General features: G+C 33.0%; 15 protein-coding genes. 2 read left to right on the top strand and 13 right to left on the bottom strand.

Features of this window, described 5'->3' with window-relative positions:
• Positions 1 to 222: 222 nt before the first annotated feature.
• The 4 genes from AB6B24_RS11430 to rpsB form a co-directional block, all read right to left on the bottom strand.
• Complete coding sequence (locus tag AB6B24_RS11430; protein ID WP_153242305.1) at positions 223 to 714, bottom strand: sigma-70 family RNA polymerase sigma factor; 492 nt, start codon at positions 712 to 714, stop codon at positions 223 to 225.
• A gap of 257 nt (positions 715 to 971) precedes the next feature.
• The gene (gene ezrA / locus AB6B24_RS11425) at positions 972 to 2,702 is read right to left on the bottom strand and encodes a septation ring formation regulator EzrA (protein WP_195936348.1); all 1,731 of its coding nucleotides are present in this window, start codon (positions 2,700 to 2,702) and stop codon (positions 972 to 974) included.
• A gap of 204 nt (positions 2,703 to 2,906) precedes the next feature.
• On the bottom strand, positions 2,907 to 3,935 hold the full coding sequence (gene tsf, locus AB6B24_RS11420) for a translation elongation factor Ts (RefSeq protein ID WP_195936349.1): 1,029 nt from the start codon (positions 3,933 to 3,935) through the stop codon (positions 2,907 to 2,909).
• Between the two features lie 121 nt (positions 3,936 to 4,056).
• The gene (rpsB, locus tag AB6B24_RS11415; protein WP_011836067.1) at positions 4,057 to 4,824 is read right to left on the bottom strand and encodes a 30S ribosomal protein S2; all 768 of its coding nucleotides are present in this window, start codon (positions 4,822 to 4,824) and stop codon (positions 4,057 to 4,059) included.
• 358 nt (positions 4,825 to 5,182) lie between these two features.
• Between rpsB and AB6B24_RS11410 the strand changes: the two genes are divergently transcribed.
• Together AB6B24_RS11410 and adhE are read left to right on the top strand one after the other, a co-directional pair.
• Positions 5,183 to 6,208 carry a lactonase family protein gene (locus AB6B24_RS11410; protein ID WP_010906341.1) on the top strand — a complete coding sequence of 342 codons (1,026 nt, stop codon included), beginning with the start codon at positions 5,183 to 5,185 and terminating at the stop codon, positions 6,206 to 6,208.
• Between the two features lie 231 nt (positions 6,209 to 6,439).
• Positions 6,440 to 9,151 (top strand): bifunctional acetaldehyde-CoA/alcohol dehydrogenase, encoded by a 2,712-nt coding sequence (gene adhE / locus AB6B24_RS11405; RefSeq protein ID WP_003132664.1) that lies wholly within the window; start codon positions 6,440 to 6,442, stop codon positions 9,149 to 9,151.
• 69 nt (positions 9,152 to 9,220) lie between these two features.
• On the opposite strand, the gene AB6B24_RS11400 is transcribed toward adhE, so the two are convergent.
• The 9 genes from AB6B24_RS11400 to AB6B24_RS11360 all read right to left on the bottom strand — a co-directional run bounded on the left by AB6B24_RS11400 (position 9,221) and on the right by AB6B24_RS11360 (position 17,560).
• A complete protein-coding gene (locus AB6B24_RS11400) occupies positions 9,221 to 9,943 on the bottom strand; it encodes an ABC transporter permease (protein WP_033900892.1) in 723 nt (240 codons plus the stop codon).
• 1 nt (position 9,944) lies between these two features.
• The gene (locus AB6B24_RS11395) at positions 9,945 to 10,796 is read right to left on the bottom strand and encodes an ABC transporter ATP-binding protein (RefSeq protein WP_311806069.1); all 852 of its coding nucleotides are present in this window, start codon (positions 10,794 to 10,796) and stop codon (positions 9,945 to 9,947) included.
• Positions 10,793 to 12,058, bottom strand: coding sequence for a radical SAM protein (locus AB6B24_RS11390; RefSeq protein WP_311806071.1), 1,266 nt, complete (start codon positions 12,056 to 12,058; stop codon positions 10,793 to 10,795). The genes AB6B24_RS11395 and AB6B24_RS11390 overlap by 4 nt, the downstream gene beginning before the upstream one ends.
• A complete protein-coding gene (locus tag AB6B24_RS11385; protein ID WP_163656940.1) occupies positions 12,055 to 12,648 on the bottom strand; it encodes a hypothetical protein in 594 nt (197 codons plus the stop codon). The genes AB6B24_RS11390 and AB6B24_RS11385 overlap by 4 nt, the downstream gene beginning before the upstream one ends.
• 54 nt (positions 12,649 to 12,702) lie before the next feature.
• Entirely contained in the window at positions 12,703 to 12,858 is a 156-nt protein-coding gene (locus AB6B24_RS11380; RefSeq protein WP_163647355.1) for a hypothetical protein, read from the bottom strand.
• Positions 12,859 to 12,976: 118 nt separating this feature from the next.
• A complete protein-coding gene (locus AB6B24_RS11375) occupies positions 12,977 to 13,834 on the bottom strand; it encodes a transcriptional regulator (protein ID WP_311806997.1) in 858 nt (285 codons plus the stop codon).
• A 613-nt stretch (positions 13,835 to 14,447) separates the two neighbouring features.
• Positions 14,448 to 14,936: an MFS transporter gene (locus AB6B24_RS11370; protein WP_311919141.1), complete on the bottom strand. Its 489-nt coding sequence runs from the start codon at positions 14,934 to 14,936 to the stop codon at positions 14,448 to 14,450.
• 121 nt (positions 14,937 to 15,057) lie between these two features.
• Positions 15,058 to 16,200: an MFS transporter gene (locus tag AB6B24_RS11365; RefSeq protein WP_311806084.1), complete on the bottom strand. Its 1,143-nt coding sequence runs from the start codon at positions 16,198 to 16,200 to the stop codon at positions 15,058 to 15,060.
• Complete coding sequence (locus tag AB6B24_RS11360) at positions 16,190 to 17,560, bottom strand: radical SAM protein (RefSeq protein WP_311806086.1); 1,371 nt, start codon at positions 17,558 to 17,560, stop codon at positions 16,190 to 16,192. Before AB6B24_RS11360 ends, AB6B24_RS11365 begins: the two co-directional genes overlap by 11 nt.
• Positions 17,561 to 17,897: the final 337 nt, after the last annotated feature.

Raw genomic sequence — 17,897 nt, 5'->3', positions numbered from 1 at the left:
TAACTATTATATTCTATCAAACCTAACTAAACTTGTCAAGAATTAACTGTGACTTTTATACCTTTTTTTATCTTACGTTCGCTTTTTCCCTCTCCTGTATTCGCTTCATTTCATGCCACCACTAGCTTTGTCAAATTAAAAAAATAAGTCTTTTTTTTACTTGCTTTTTTCTTCTCTTATCAAAAAAACTCCCTATTTTCATTAAAAATAGGGAATCCCCCTTCAATCTTCATCTTCTGAAAATAAGATGGCCTTTATTTTTTCACGAAGGCGATACCGTTCCATGCGAGTTAGTTCTTCTCCTCGCATTTGTCGAAGTAGTAAGTCTTGATAATGTGCGCTCAAACCTTCATATACTTCTGCCAGCAAATGATTGAAGACCACTTCATTATCTGGACTAGTATCACCTGAATTTATCCAGTCTGAGCATTCATAAACATCTAAACCTATAAAATGGTCATGGCTTCGTTTCTTTGCATAACTCCGTCTTAGCTCATCAATTAATCTTTGATGATACTTTACCTTAAATTTTGTATGCAGCTTTTGACCATCGCTCTGCTCTTCTAATAGAAGATGTAAAATAATCATCCCCTCTTGAAGATAATCCTCTATTTTCCATGTTCTAATGCGAATTTGTTTCATTAATTTCATAACAATAGGTTTCATTTCTGAAAACAGATTTTCAAAATCCTCTTCTTCCAAGTAATATGTCATTGGAAAGTCCTCCTTTTATATTATCTTTATTTGATTTATTAGTAAAAAGATAGGGGTGGAGAATGTATATCTAATAAACAGTCAGGGAGTATCTTATTATAATGAGCTATTTTCATATCTATCCTTCCAAGACATTTTTATGGCTTTTATTACATTATAATAATTTTTACGTGTTTTACCTAACGATATTATACGAATATTCAGAATTTATAACCCAATAAATAAAAGCAAGGCTATTAACCTTGCTTTTTTTTATTTTATAAGTAATCAGGAGTAGGTTTATTTTTAAAATAAACTCCTGAAATTCTAGAAGCTGCACCTGGTTCTACAAGTTCTAGTGTTTTTGAAATTTCATCAAATGAACCATCATAGTCACGGCTGTTTTCAAATAATTGAAGCGCTCTTGAGATCCCTTGTGCTACTTGTTCATTTGCAGCTTTATAACGATTAGCATATTGAATCAATTGTTCAGCTAATACCGCATGGTCAGTCAAATTAGTCGTTGCTTCTTTTAAAACGTGCATATCTTCAGTGCTTACGTCAACAAGATGATTAATTGTATCAATGTTGATTCTAACTCGTCCTAATTCTTTGAACAGATTTTGTACTCGATCTCCTGTTGTGAAGAACAAGTCGAGATAATCTTTAGGAAGACCAGGGAGATTACATTTTTCAACATAACGTTTTATTGTACGGAGTTCAGAATCAAAGCGTTCTGCAATTTCTTGAGCTGCTCTTTCTTCATCTCTGAGTCCTGTAAGGGTATCACTAATCTTAATTTGGTTCTTCTCAATATCTTCAAGCGCATTGACTACTGAATTTACTCTACGTGAAAGAATTGAGTAAGGCATTGTTTTAGCTTGAATATTTCCTAGAATTTCATCGACATCTGAGTCAAGAGATTCTAAATGTTCTTGATAACCTCTAACATATCCTTTTTCGTTTCCAGAAAGGATATAGGCTTGTGTAACATGATCAATTTCAAGGAGAAGATTTTTATTATTTGCTCTGATATGTTCAATATATTCTTTGAGAACTGATGAACGTTTTTCAACATTTCGACGTGCGCTATATTCTCTTTCAAAAATAGCATAAAGTTCTTCAACTTTTTCTTGAATTAAACCAAGTTCAGCTTCTACTCGATCTAGTTCAAATTGTTCTAATAATGAACTACTTTCAACGAGATGATTATGTAAATCATCCATTCTTTCTTTAATGTTGACATTATCGGGAAGAATGTATTCTTCTGCAACGAATTTATCACTCGCTTCTTGCAATTCTTCAAGTCGTTTAGGAACATCTTTTTCAATTGTTTTAATAAATGATGGAATTTGCTCTGTAATTGCACGTAAAGCAATCGTATGTTCTTCAGCAGTCTCCAAAACTTCAGCCGCTTCAATCGGATCACCCGTTGAGTTTAGCGTTACAAACTGAGAAAATTCTGTTTCGATATTGGCTAAATGTTTTTCAAGTTCAGTAATAACTGTTCCATACAAATCTGCATTGTCAGCAATATCGCTACGTAAGTTATCATATAAATCAAGGGATTCTTGAATTTTATTTGAATTACGCTTTTCTTGTTCAACAAGTTGAGCAACACCTTGACGAATTCCTTCGACATCACCTTCCATTAATTCAATTTGTGCCTCACTATCCGCTACAGATTCACGAGCACGGAAAAAATGGAATGAATCGTTTAATTGTTCAGCTTCAAAAATATGTTCTTCCAAATCAGCAAAAGAATTTGATGATAAGTCAAGCCATTTTTGGTTCCATTCACGGAAAATCGTTTGCGATTGTCCGACAAGATGCATTTTTTTAACAGAATCAATTTCTTCTTGAACAGGCAAATCGAAAAGCGATTCCTTTCGCTCTTCTAAGGCTAGTATACGGTCTTCTGTTTTCTTTCGCATTAATATTGCAAAAGCATAAAAGGCTACGAGAATAACTAATAAGACAACAATGAGGATAATGACAGTACTTGACATGCTTTACTCCATAAAATGATTTAATTACTTAAAAATAGTTTAATTACTTAGGTTAGATAGATTTTAAATAGATAGAAAATCTCAAATATAATTATAGCATATTGCGTCAAAGAAATACACTATTTTCTTAGTTTTCTAACCGAAAAGCCGTTTTTTATTTTCAAAATAAAAAAAGCAACCTCTAGAGGCTGCTTTTTAATTAAATTAAAGTCCTGCTTTTGCTGCTTCAACTTCTGCTGCGAAGTCTGTTTCAGCTTTTTCAATTCCTTCACCAACTTCAAAACGTGTGAACGCAATTGCTTTAGCTCCTTTTGATTCAAGGAAAGCTTCGACAGTTTTGCTGTCATCCATGATGTAAAGTTGTGCAAGAAGAGCAAATTGTTGGTCAACTTTTGTATTGTCAACGATGAATTTAGCCATTTTACCTGGAAGAATTTTGTCCCAGATTTTTTCTGGTTTTCCTTCAGCTTTGAGTTCTTCTTCAAATGAAGCTTTCGCTGCTGCAAGAACTTCTTCTGTCAATTGGCTCTTAGAACCAAATTCATGGTGTGGAAGTTCTGGTTTGTTAACAAGTACACGGCTAGCGTTGTCTTCATCAATTTTGTGGTTCATTTGTGCTAATTCAGCTTTAACAAATTCTGAATCAAGTTCATCAGCTGAAAGAACAGTAGGGTTCATTGCAGCGATATGCATTGATACTTGCTTAGCAAGTGTTTCATCTGCACCTTCAATGACAGAAACAACCCCAATTTTACCACCGTTATGTTGGTAAGCCCCAAAGTGTTGAGCATCAGTTTTTTCAATTACTGCAAAACGACGGAAAGTAATTTTTTCTCCGATTGTAGCAGTCGCTTGAACAAGTTCTGCTTCAAGAGTAATACCTGAAGCTGTTTCAAGTGCCAATGCTTCTTCGTTAGTTGCTGGTTTTTTAGACGCAATAAGTTCTGCTGTTTCTTTAACCAAGGCAACAAATTGATCATTTTTTGCTACGAAGTCTGTTTCTGAGTTCAATTCAACAATCGCTGCAACATTTCCGTTTACGGCAATTCCTGTAAGTCCTTCAGCGGCTACACGATCAGCTTTTTTAGCTGCTTTCGCAATCCCTTTTTCACGAAGAAGTTCTGCTGCTGCTTCCATATTTCCGTCAGTTTCAACAAGAGCGCGTTTAGCGTCCATGATTCCTGCACCAGTTTTTTCACGTAATTCTTTTACTTGAGCTGCTGTTACTGCCATTTTGTAAATCTCCTATGTGTTTTTTTCTGTCAGTATTGACAGTAGTTTTATTTAAAAAAACAGGTGAGGCGTAAGGCCTCGCCTGTTGTAGTTACTTAATTAGTATAAATTGAGGTTAAAATTATTTACCTTCAACGATTTCAGCAAGTTCTTCAAGTGATTCTTCTGAAGCTGCTTCTTCTGCTACGAAATCTTCCGCTGCATCTTCACCTTGACGTCCTTCAATGATAGCGTCTGCCATTTTAGCTGTAATCAATTTAACAGCACGGATAGCGTCATCATTTGCAGGGATAACTACGTCGATTGGTTCTGGATCTGCGTTTGTGTCAACCATTGCTACAACTGGGATTCCCAAAGTTTTAGCTTCTTTAACTGCGATTTGTTCAGCATGTGGGTCAACGATGTACATAACATCTGGAATACGAGGCATATCAGCGATACCACCGATGAATTTTTCAAGGCGTTCGCGTTCTTTGTTAAGAAGAACTACTTCTTTCTTAGGTAAAACTTCGAAAGTTCCTTCTTCTTCCATTTTGTTGATTTCTTTAAGGCGTGTCACACGTGTTTGGATAGTGTTCCAGTTAGTGAGCATACCACCCAACCAACGGTGGTTTACGTAGTATTGACCAGCGCGGAGAGCTTCTTCTTTAACTGCTTCTGCAGCTTGTTTTTTAGTACCAACAAAAAGAACTACTGCACCTTCTTGTGAAGCGTTTTTTACATAGTTGTAAGCATCGTCAACAAGTTTTACAGTTTTTTGAAGGTCGATAACGTGGATACCATTACGTTCTGTGAAGATGTATGGTTTCATTTTTGGGTTCCAACGACGAGTTTGGTGACCGAAGTGAACACCAGCTTCAAGAAGCTGTTTCATTGAAATAACTGACATGTTAATGTCTCCTTTTAAAATAGTTTTTCCTCTTTCATCTGTCATCCGCAGCCGCAATACTTGCGTACACTACGACTTTGTCGAGACGAAATGCGAGATGGTTGCATAGCAACTCTATCATTATACATTGTTTGACCTATTTTTGCAAGTATCTATTCATGTTTCTATTGTTCAGTAAATCTATTTTTCTAGCCACTCCTATTGTCTGACAAATTTAATTGTTAATTTAGGCTCTATAATCACTAAAAGAGTAAGTTTTTAAATTTTTTTCTAAGAAAAAAATTAATATTTTTGCTGAAACCGCTTTTTTTGTGATAAAATAATTATAGTAAATAAATTAGTTTATGAGGAGAGAAATATGAAAGAAAAAATCCTTTTAGGCGGCTATACAAAACGTGTATCTAAAGGCGTATACAGTGTTCTTTTGGACACTAAAGCTGCTGAATTATCATCATTAAATGAAGTCGCTGCGGTTCAAAACCCTACTTATATCACTCTCGATGAAAAGGGACACCTCTATACTTGTGCAGCAGATAGTAATGGCGGAGGAATCGCCGCCTTTGATTTTGATGGCGAAACTGCCACTCATCTCGGAAATGTCACAACCACGGGAGCTCCACTCTGCTATGTTGCCGTGGACGAAGCGCGCCAATTAGTTTACGGAGCGAACTATCATCTTGGAGAAGTTCGTGTTTATAAGATTCAAGCTAACGGCTCACTCCGATTAACGGATACAGTAAAACATACCGGTTCTGGGCCACGTCCTGAACAAGCTAGCTCACACGTTCATTATTCTGATTTGACTCCTGACGGACGACTTGTCACCTGTGATTTGGGAACAGATGAAGTCACTGTTTATGATGTCATTGGTGAAGGTAAACTCAATATTGCTACAATTTATCGGGCAGAAAAAGGAATGGGTGCTCGTCATATTACTTTCCATCCAAATGGTAAAATCGCTTATTTGGTTGGAGAGTTAAATTCAACAATTGAAGTTTTAAGTTACAATGAAGAAAAAGGACGCTTTGCTCGTCTTCAAACAATTAGCACCCTACCTGAAGATTATCATGGAGCAAATGGTGTTGCTGCCATCCGTATTTCATCTGACGGTAAATTCCTCTATACTTCTAATCGTGGACATGATTCTTTAACAACTTACAAAGTAAGCCCTCTTGGTACAAAACTTGAAACTATTGGCTGGACAAATACTGAAGGTCATATCCCTCGTGATTTTAATTTCAACAAAACTGAAGATTATATCATTGTCGCTCATCAAGAATCTGATAATTTATCTCTTTTCTTGCGAGATAAAAAAACCGGTACTTTAACTTTGGAACAAAAAGATTTTTACGCTCCTGAAATCACTTGCGTTTTACCACTATAAAAATTTATTTTTTCACAAAGTTTGACTGATAAACTAAAAAGATTGCTAATTCCTATCAAAGAATTAGCAATCTTTTTTTTCTTCAGTAAAGCTTGTTATAAACCGTTTTCTAAACTTTTGATGAGTATTTTTGTAAAAATTATCACAATATTGCTTGACATCTATAAAAAACTTTGTTAAACTATTCACGTAAAAGAAAGTGAATGAAATCACAAAGGAGAACCTACAAATATGGCAACTAAAAAAGCCGCTCCAGCTGCAAAGAAAGTTTTAAGCGCTGAAGAAAAAGCCGCAAAATTCCAAGAAGCTGTTGCTTATACTGACAAATTAGTCAAAAAAGCACAAGCTGCTGTTCTTAAATTTGAAGGATATACACAAACTCAAGTCGATACTATTGTCGCTGCAATGGCTCTTGCAGCAAGCAAACATTCTCTAGAACTCGCTCATGAAGCCGTTAACGAAACTGGTCGTGGTGTTGTCGAAGACAAAGATACCAAAAACCACTTTGCTTCTGAATCTGTTTATAACGCAATTAAAAATGACAAAACCGTTGGTGTCATTTCTGAAAACAAGGTTGCTGGATCTGTTGAAATCGCAAGCCCTCTCGGTGTTCTTGCTGGTATCGTTCCAACAACTAATCCAACATCAACAGCAATCTTTAAATCTTTATTGACTGCAAAAACACGTAATGCTATTGTTTTCGCTTTCCACCCACAAGCTCAAAAATGTTCAAGCCATGCAGCAAAAATTGTTTATGATGCTGCGATTGAAGCTGGTGCACCGGAAGACTTCATTCAATGGATTGAAGTACCAAGCCTTGACATGACTACCGCCTTGATTCAAAACCGTGGACTTGCAACAATCCTTGCAACTGGTGGCCCAGGAATGGTAAACGCCGCACTCAAATCTGGTAACCCTTCACTCGGTGTTGGAGCTGGTAATGGTGCTGTTTATGTTGATGCTACTGCAAATATTGAACGTGCCGTTGAAGACCTTTTGCTTTCAAAACGTTTTGATAATGGGATGATTTGTGCCACTGAAAATTCAGCTGTTATTGATGCTTCAGTTTATGATGAATTTATTGCTAAAATGCAAGAACAAGGCGCTTATATGGTTCCTAAAAAAGACTACAAAGCTATTGAAAGTTTCGTTTTTGTTGAACGTGCTGGTGAAGGTTTTGGAGTAACTGGTCCTGTTGCTGGTCGTTCTGGTCAATGGATTGCTGAACAAGCTGGTGTCAAAGTTCCTAAAGATAAAGATGTTCTTCTTTTTGAACTTGATAAGAAAAATATTGGTGAAGCACTTTCTTCAGAAAAACTTTCTCCTTTGCTTTCAATCTATAAAGCTGAAACGCGTGAAGAAGGAATTGAAATTGTACGTAGCTTACTTGCTTATCAAGGTGCTGGACATAATGCTGCAATTCAAATCGGTGCAATGGATGATCCATTCGTTAAAGAATATGGCGAAAAAGTTGAAGCTTCTCGTATCCTCGTTAACCAACCAGATTCTATTGGTGGGGTCGGAGATATCTATACTGATGCAATGCGTCCATCACTTACACTTGGAACTGGTTCATGGGGGAAAAATTCACTTTCACACAATTTGAGTACATACGATCTATTGAATGTTAAAACAGTGGCTAAACGTCGTAATCGCCCACAATGGGTTCGTTTGCCAAAAGAAATTTACTACGAAAAAAATGCAATTTCTTACTTACAAGAATTGCCACACGTTCACAAAGCTTTCATCGTTGCTGACCCTGGTATGGTTAAATTTGGTTTCGTTGATAAAGTTTTGGAACAACTTGCTATCCGCCCAACTCAAGTTGAAACAAGCATTTATGGCTCTGTTCAACCTGACCCAACTTTGAGCGAAGCAATTGCAATCGCTCGTCAAATGAAACAATTTGAGCCTGACACTGTCATCTGTCTTGGTGGTGGTTCTGCTCTCGATGCTGGTAAGATTGGTCGTTTGATTTATGAATATGATGCTCGTGGTGAAGCTGACCTTTCTGATGATGCAAGTTTGAAAGAACTTTTCCAAGAATTAGCTCAAAAATTTGTCGATATTCGTAAACGTATTATTAAATTCTACCATCCACATAAAGCACAAATGGTTGCAATTCCTACTACTTCTGGTACTGGTTCTGAAGTGACTCCATTTGCAGTTATCACTGATGATGAAACTCATGTTAAGTACCCACTTGCTGACTACCAATTAACACCACAAGTTGCCATTGTTGACCCTGAGTTTGTTATGACTGTACCAAAACGTACTGTTTCTTGGTCTGGTATTGATGCGATGTCACACGCGCTTGAATCTTACGTTTCTGTTATGTCTTCTGACTATACAAAACCAATTTCACTTCAAGCGATCAAACTCATCTTTGAAAACTTGACTGAGTCTTATCAATATGACCCAGCGCATCCAACTAAAGAAGGACAAAAAGCCCGCGAAAACATGCACAATGCTGCAACACTCGCTGGTATGGCCTTCGCTAATGCTTTCCTTGGAATTAACCACTCACTTGCTCATAAAATTGGTGGTGAATTTGGACTTCCTCATGGTCTTGCCATCGCCATTGCTATGCCACATGTCATTAAATTTAACGCTGTAACAGGAAACGTTAAACGTACCCCTTACCCACGTTATGAAACATATCGTGCTCAAGAGGACTATGCTGAAATTTCACGCTTTATGGGATTTGCTGGTAAAGATGATTCAGATGAAAAAGCTGTGCAAGCTCTGGTTGCTGAACTTAAAAAATTGACTGATAGCATTGATATTAATATCACCCTTTCAGGAAATGGTGTCGATAAAGCTCACCTTGAACGTGAACTTGATAAATTGGCTGACCTTGTTTATGATGATCAATGTACTCCTGCTAATCCACGTCAACCAAGAATTGATGAGATTAAACAGTTGTTGTTAGATCAATACTAATACTAATCATCTATTGATAAAATAATTGAAACGCTCTGATAAATTTGTCAGAGCGTTTTTCTGCATTTTTCAATATCGTGAATTGATTCCGTTCTTTTTTGCACGATTATAGACATAAGTAAAAGTGAATGTTCCTATAATCATATAGATAATCATTTGTAGAATAAGGAGTAGAAAAGTAGTCAATTCAAAGGGATTTTGGCTTACGTTTAAGCCAAGATTAATGGGTAAAACTTTGGTTAAGACAAGTAAAACTGCTGGCAACTTGTCCAAAGAGATTAAAGTGCCTGATGCAAAAAGTAAGAGATACTGAATAATTCCGACAAAAGAAGCGATTTTAGTAAACTTTAAGGTCAGTCCTGAGAATATCATGGAAAATCCAACAATTGCAAAAAAATTAATGACTAAAGCGGTTAAAGAAACCCAAGTCAAATTTATATGAATCTGATAGAAAAAACAGACAATGACCGTCGCAATCATTATTCTAATAAAATTAAAAATTCCCCAAACAATTGATTTAATAAATAAAATGTGAATCAATCGGATAGGTTTTAAAATTAACTGTTCAAAGGTTCCTACCTGTTTTTCATAAGAAATCGATTCTGACGCAACAGTCAAAACACCACTAAGTAAAAACCAAAAAGCATAGCCAATATAGCTCGAACTTGTAAAATGTTGCCCGAGAATCATAAAAACAAATAAAAGAATAATCATCATTACTAAACTTGAGATGAAATCTGGATAAAAGACTAAAGTTTCTCTTAGTTCTCGTTTAAATTCTGCTCTAAACATTTTACCCTCCTTTATAATAGTCAATTAAAATTTCTTCTATTGATCGGTCATGTTTTTTGTAAGAGATAATTTTTTCATCCTCTTCTATCAATTTTTTTAATTTTTCTTCTGCCAACTTTTCATCTGTAAGTTGATAGCTTTCAGTATTTGTATTAATAAGATAATAGACAAGAGAATTTTCTTGAATAAAAGATTCATATTTTCCTAAAAATGAAATTTCTCCTTTGTTTAATAAGAGAACTCTATCGGCAAGGGCTTTGATGACATCGGTTTGATGTGTGGTTAGGATAATTGTTTTATTATGTTCTTTTGACATTTTCTTGACCATATCCAGTAAGTCACGATTGGCTTTAAAATCCAGTCCCAAAGTCGGCTCATCTAAAAACAAAATTTTTGCATCATTGAGTAAGCTACAAATAATAGATAATTTTTGTTTCATTCCTCGTGAAAAGTTGAAAACGCGTTTGTTCGCTGCTTCTGCCAAATCAAATTGTTCTAAAAGCTGCAAGATTTCTTGCTTTTTGATTTTTCGTTTGTAAAGTGCTGCGAAATATTCGATATTTTCAAGGGCTGTTAGATAACCATAAGTATTTTCTGCATTTTCTAAGACTGCTGAGGTCATTTCATAAAGTTTTTGACCGTAAGTGTCGATAGCTTGCCCGTAGTAGTCGATTTCTCCGGAATCCTGTGCAAGAATATGGAGCAACATCTTAATCAATGTCGTTTTTCCTGCACCATTTTTTCCTAAGATAATAAAAATTTCTCCTTCATTGACAGAAAAAGAAATGTCTTTGATAATCGGATTATCTTCAAATGATTTTGAGAGATGAGCAACTTTTATTATTTCTTTCATAATTTGGCCTCAAAAATTTCTTTTATTAGCATTAGTCCATTATTTGTAAAATCGGTTTTTGGACACTTAAAATCATCATGACTTCTCTTGTAATAACAACCTCCATCACAGTTTGGAAGAAATGTACAACTAGCGCAAGTATCATAAGCATATCCTATATTCTGAGCTTGAGAACGGATAATTTCAAACATTGCAGAACCATAATCATTGATGTGAGCTTGTCTAAACTCATTCATGCCAACAGCTTCTATACAAGAAAACAGAAAACCATCAGCGCCTATAATATAACAATTTGTCTGTTTCATCATACAAGCCAAATTAATTTCTCGACCGTAAGGTTTGAATTTATAACCTCTGTGAACGGCTTGCTTATGAGCTATATACCAAAAAGAGTCATTATCTTCAATCGTTTTGTCAAATTTTCCATTTGCTGTACTTATAACCTTGCTAAAAACCAATGGATATTTTATTTCCTTCTCTTCTAAAACATCTAGTAATTCTGTCACGTGGTTTTTATTGTCGTCATTCAAATTGGAATTTAATTTAATCTTAATTTCTGGAAATTTTTCTTGAATTCTTTTTAAATTTCTAATGATAGTTGAAAACGACCCCTTCCCACTTTCATAGAATCTATATTTATCATGGTCTTTTTGGGCACCATCAAGAGTAATAAAATAATCATTCAACCCTAAGTGTAATAACTCCTCAATTTTTTTGATGTTTCCAAAGGTTCCATTGGATACTGCGCTAAAGTAAAAAGACTTATTGAGTTTATTACAAGCTGCCATAATTCTAATCATTTTGTCGGTATGTAATGTTGGCTCTCCACCAATAAAATTTAGGTAAATATATTCAGGATTTTTATCTAAAACTATTTTTCTAATGAAATTTATAACATCTTTCTCCGTTTTATCATTCATAACAACTTTTTCTGCTATCACATTTTGGTAGCAATAACTGCATTTTAAGTTGCAATCATAATTTAAATGCACTATAATGTCTAAATTTGCCGTTGAATAGGTAAACATATTTCTCACAGGGGTTAGTAATTGACCATTTTCATCGTAATCGTCAGCAACTATAAAATATTTATGAATTAATTCTTTTTTTAAATGAGTTGGTAAAGAATTTTCAGCAACTGCTTTGTAAAATGTTTTCTTTGATAGAGTGTCGAAAATAATATACTGTTTTGTAACTTGATGGTACAGCAAAAGCGATGAATCATTTAATTCAATCATATTCACGTATTTATTGACTTTCATTTATTTTTCTCCACTATATTTTCTATAATCGAATGAAATTGGGTATCAAATTGCTTCTCCGCATCATAATAAACTTTGACTTTATTATCCATTAGTGATTTCCAGTTTTTATCCTCAAGTTTATATTTCATAAAACAATAATCTGGTAAAAACAAAACTGCACTAATACTTCGCAATTCGTTTTGACTTATCACCAAATTATTATTTAGTTCAATGAACTTGTTATCTCTATTTATATAAATTGATTCTCCGACTTTTACCAAGAGAATTTGTTCACATATTTTTTGGCTTATTAATTGAAAATCTTGAATATTACTAAGAGACAATATTAGCGCGAGAGTTTTAGGATATTGACTAATATTATCAATAACATCATCAAGTTCTTTACTCTTAATTGTTAAAAATAACCTATTCCCATAGAGTGAAGACAAAAATAGATATTTTAGATAAACTTTTTCATCTATTTCTTCATCAAATTTTATTCCATTAACATATAATTGATACTCCTCAGTTTTAAGAACAACTTTATGAGTTAATAAATTGATATATCTCTCTTCTTTTTCGTAGGCTAAAAGTGATATTTTTTCCATATTATTTTCCTTAACTCGAAAATATGGGGCCATGAATAACACGACCCCATTAAATCAGGCTACTTCTTCGGTACGTACAAAGCTATCTCCTGGACTTGGAGTATCTTTATTATTTTGAGTTTTCGCACAACAAGTAACATTGAATTTAACAGTATCTGTAAGTGATTCCTCAGCAGAACTGCTCTTGATAGAAAATGTTTTTTCTTCCATGATAATTTTACCTTTCAAAATGATTATATTTATCAATCAAAATTATTATTTTAACTGACAATACAATTTTAGCACTCTGAAAATTCTGTGAAAAAGTTTTGGAATATATGCCAAAAGGTCATAATCTTTCAATTTCTTCAAAAAGTGCTTTTGCTTCTAGTGGGAAACCATAATCTGCAAGAGTTTGCGCGTGTTTTTTCATTTCTTCTATCGCTCCGTTTTGTTTCTGCAATACCTTATAATGAGCTTTGTGATATTCAAAGAGAATTTTTTCATAGAAAAAATTGATACTTATTCCTATTTCTTTTAAATGGTTGATATATTTAAAAGCTTGTATTAAGTTTTCTCGCCGTAGCCAAGTATCAATGAGATTTAAAAATGTTCTTATTACGATCTGTTGATTGAGATGAATTGAATGATAATAATTTGATTTTCCTAAAATTTGCATTCCGTAATACTTTAGTGCATTATCATCAAAATGTCGAAGACAATTGCCAAAAACCCACAGTTCATAGCGTCCCCATTCACTGACAGATTCAAGGTAGTTCATCAAAAGGTCAGTATCTTTTTTGATATCCTCTGCATTTTGAACCATTACTAAGTTGGTTTTAACTACTGTTTCATTAATTTTATAGTATTTATTTTCAGGATTTTTTTGAGATTTTTCTTTCCAAAAATTATGAATTTCTATGATTTTCTCGATGTTTTTTTGCGCATAAGCAACCGCCAACTTGTGACGAAAGTTGTATTCATCTGATTGTTCATAGTCGTTATAAAGGTTTTGAAATTCGTCTAAATAGACATTTGAATTTTCTAGGACGGTAAATAATTTACCCACCGTAATCTCTGTTTCTCCTTTTTCAAATTTTGCGAGCTGAGATTCTGAAAAAGAACCACCAGTCATTTCTTTTAATTTTAGATGCTTCGTTTCTTTGATAAAAGCAATGATTTTTCCGGTTTTTAAATTTTTTTCCATTTTATTTTCTCTTTGTCATATATTCCAAATTTATTAAATTATTTGAAATTATTATACAACTTTGCTTTTAGCTTGTAAACTACTACTAAGCAAAATATAGATTAAAAAAATAAATAAGGAGATTGAACCAAAGATTAAATAAATAAATTCAACCGTTAGATTTTGAGAAATAAAACCACTTGACAAATCAGCTAAAATAAACCAGAAAGATAAAAAAGTATCATAGATTGACCAGAAAATTACTCGATTATTTTTTATTCGTTTATTAAATTCACCAATGAAAAAATTGTTATAGCTACCATTTATCAATCTAAAAGCCGAAAACAGGATAATTGTCATAAATAAAGATTTTGTGAAAAACAAAAGAATGGATAGGAGGGGGAGGAAAAGAACTAAGGATATTTTTCCCCATTTTATTCGACTACCAATTGCCATACATAGATTAAAAATAAACAAAATAAGTCCTAAATATTTAAGTGAAAAATGATGATACTTTAATAAAATACTACTCCAACTATTTGCAGACATGATGAGTGTTGTTATCGTTATTCCTAATATAACGAACAGGCTTAGAGTTTTTGAGGTTTTTAATTCTTTTTGCAAAATCCTTAGACTAAGATTTACTTTTTCTTGTTTTTTCTCTTCTCTTTTTTCCTGATTTTATGAAGCATAAAAAAATAGTTGATAAAATGATAAATACTATCGATAGGATGATTGGTAAAAAACGGTTAAATTGTAGTATCGCTGGTGTGATAATAGTCATTACTGCTACCGCAAGGTATTGGATGAAGTTACTTTTTTCTAGATATTCTCGATAAGTCTTATCATCCAGAAATTGTTCATAAGAAAAAGTTTGCATTACTCCAGAGGACAAGGCTTCTGATACCCCAAGTATAACTGCAGCTAGGATTGCTAGATAAAAATTTTCAAATAAGAAGAGTATAAAAGCACTAATTGATAAAATATTATTAAGTAATAATACTTTTTTTCTATTTCTTTGTTCCGCATAAATTCCAAGAGGAAAATTAAAAATGACTGCCACTATTTGTGTCATTGCACTGATACTCATAATTTCCGAATAACTATAACCTAAAGCATTCATAATTAATATGCTAATAAAAAAATAGGGAAGGAGGGATAAAAAGAGTTTAAATAGAAAAAGTTGTTTGTATTTGATTATGATTTTCATAACTGACAAGTTTTATCTTTCGTAAACTTGGGATTTAATGTTCTTCTTCAAACTTTATCCCCAAATTAATCAAAGCATAAATTCCAATAATGACTCCCCCAATTAAAAATACCACAGAAGCATTAGAAATATGAATTATTGAAAAGATTAGTAAGACAAGTAAAGTTACAAAGTTTTGTCCCATGGAAAAGAGTGATAAAACCGTTGCTCGCTGCTCTTCGCTTTTTCTTTTATCCACTACCGAGTTTTGAAATAAAGCTAAAAAATAGCCTGGAATAGCGACAATCAATGGAATTATAAGCATAATTATTAGAACTAAAATATTGTTTTTTATCAAAGCCAAAGCAATAAAAAGTATTGCCATTGTAAACCATAGCATTTTATAGATTAGATTTTGATTGAATTTTTCCAAAATATCTAAGATGTAAGGGACAAGCATTTGAAAAGCTGAATAGCCCAAAATGATAATAGACATATATTTTGCATTGATTCCTACTTCGTTAAGTTTAGTGACAAAAAAGAAATTGGTTAAAATTATTCCAAAACCAATAACCGCATCTCCAGCAGATAAAATTAAAAAAGTTCTTGAAGTCAATATTTTCCAATCAATTTTTGATTTTAGATGTTTATTTCTAGCTATCCCATTGGGAATAAAAAAACAACAAATTAAATTGAGAAGGGTTGAAATAATGGTCAACACTAATAATCCTTCTAATTTTATTCCTCCATAAAGAAAGTAAAAAAGTATTGTTGACAGAATAAACCCAGCCGTGCCAAAATTATCTAAAATAGCTAGACTTCTGGAAAATTTGTCATCCCCAACTTTTTCAAACAATAAAGCTGATACTGTCCCAGAGGCAAAACAACCACCGATTCCTTCAATTAAGGCTTCCAATGTGAATAATAGAAAACCGTGTGCCACCAAAAAAATACTGCGTGCAAGTAAAATCATCAAAGCTGATAATATAATTGACTTTTTATAACCAATCTTATCAGTTACTATTCCACATGGAACCTCAAACAGGGCAATTGATAAATAAAAAATGATTTGAAGAATAAAAAACTCGTTAATCGTGATTCCTCGGCTCGTTCTTAGATAGAGCGAAACAGGGGCATATAGAACTAGACCTCCAAAAAAGAAGGAAAGATAGAGAAATTTTAGAGATTTAGATTTCATTGGTTAGTTCCTTTACTTTTGGAAGTAAGATGTTATCAATAAATTTATCAAATGCTTTGCGCTCATAATTACATTGTCTATTGAAATCAATATTTCTTGAAACTTTACAACCACCAGAGCAAAATCCACCAATCTTACATGATTTACACTTGTCAAAATCCAAATATGATTCTAACTGGACATTATTTTCTTGAATAGCAGTATTTTCGAGGTTTCCTATTGCTAGTTCTTCTCTTCCAACAGTAACCGTACATCTAAACAATTTCAAATCATTGTCAACATAATATATCTGGTTATAAGGAGATAGGGCCCAACAATAACTAAACTCTCCTTTTAATTGTTGTTGCCCGAATAAGAAGCCCAATTTTTGAGCCAAATTAGCACTTGTTTGCATAAATGCTGCTGTTACATTACCGGGAAGTGGCGACAAAGTTTGTAGTTTTGCTAAAATATCTGATTCGGTAAGAATATAAGGATAATTTGAATCATAAAATCGGTCATCTACTCTTCCAATGCGCCAATTAAACTTTTCATTTTTTAAAAATCCTTGTTCTTCAAAAAATTTTAATAAGTTTGGAAGTTCATTGATATTGAGTTTATCTACATTAGTTCCGACAGAAATCTGAACACCATGTTTGAGTAATAGCCCCACTATTAATGCTAATTTTTCTGGATTATTTGCTACTTTTGTTATTTTTTTACTGTTTTTATAATCATCTGGTGTAGAATTAATCGTTGTTGCTATTGAACTTATTATATTTTTATAAATTATTAATTTTTTAGCATAGTAGGGTAAAAATATTCCGTTTGACACCGCACTTATATAACAACCTCTTTTAAGTGCAAAATCAAATATTTTATTGATTATTTCTTCATTTTTAGGAAGAAATGGTTCTCCTCCAAATAAATTTATATCTACAGTTTTATGATATCTATCCTGTAGCTCAATTATTTTAGCGAATATTTTTTCCAGATAGTCTTCACTAATAACTCTTCGATTCAGGTTTTTATTTTTTTGTTGAAAACAATAACTACATCTGAGATTGCAAGAATAGGACATGGCGATACTTATATTAATATAATCTTCATATTTTTGATATCGTTCATCATCTTTTAGCTGTACTTCACTTATTTTAGGAAACTCAAATATACTTTTTAAACTTTCGGGTACTTCAATAAACTTATTTTTAATTTTTTTATTTTCAAGCAAAAATAATTTATTTTGAAAAGAATTAATAACTACTGAAAATTTGTCATTCACTTTTTTTATATATAGCGTTGAATTATTTATCTTAACAAATTTTTCATTTTTCCTATATTTTATCAATTGTTTCTGAGCATCTACTATTTCATAAATCATTTCATACTCTCCTAAAAACTATGGAGGAAAGTTAAACTTTCCTCCATTTTTGCTTAGTACAAGCGTACAGGGCTAGTTGGTTTTAGAGATAAGCGTTCAGTAAAATTAATTACTGCCTCTTTTTCAACTTGTTCCATAAGCACAAATTCTTCTTCTGAAAATTGAATTTCCATATTTAACTTCTCCTTATTATAAAATAGTACTATTAATCAAATGTTTATAATTTTTGATTAATAGCACTATTTTACAACTTTCAAACTCTCTGTAAATTTTATTTGGAATATATGCCAAAGTTCTATTAACTGTTAGTTCATGAGAAAACCTAAGTTTTTACTAT

Origin of the sequence: Lactococcus sp. AK05 (genome assembly GCF_041026685.1) — a bacterium.
Taxonomy (GTDB): Bacteria; Bacillota; Bacilli; order Lactobacillales; family Streptococcaceae; genus Lactococcus; species Lactococcus lactis.
Note: the sequence above shows the minus strand (reverse complement) of the source record. Positions and strands in the feature narration are given on the sequence as shown.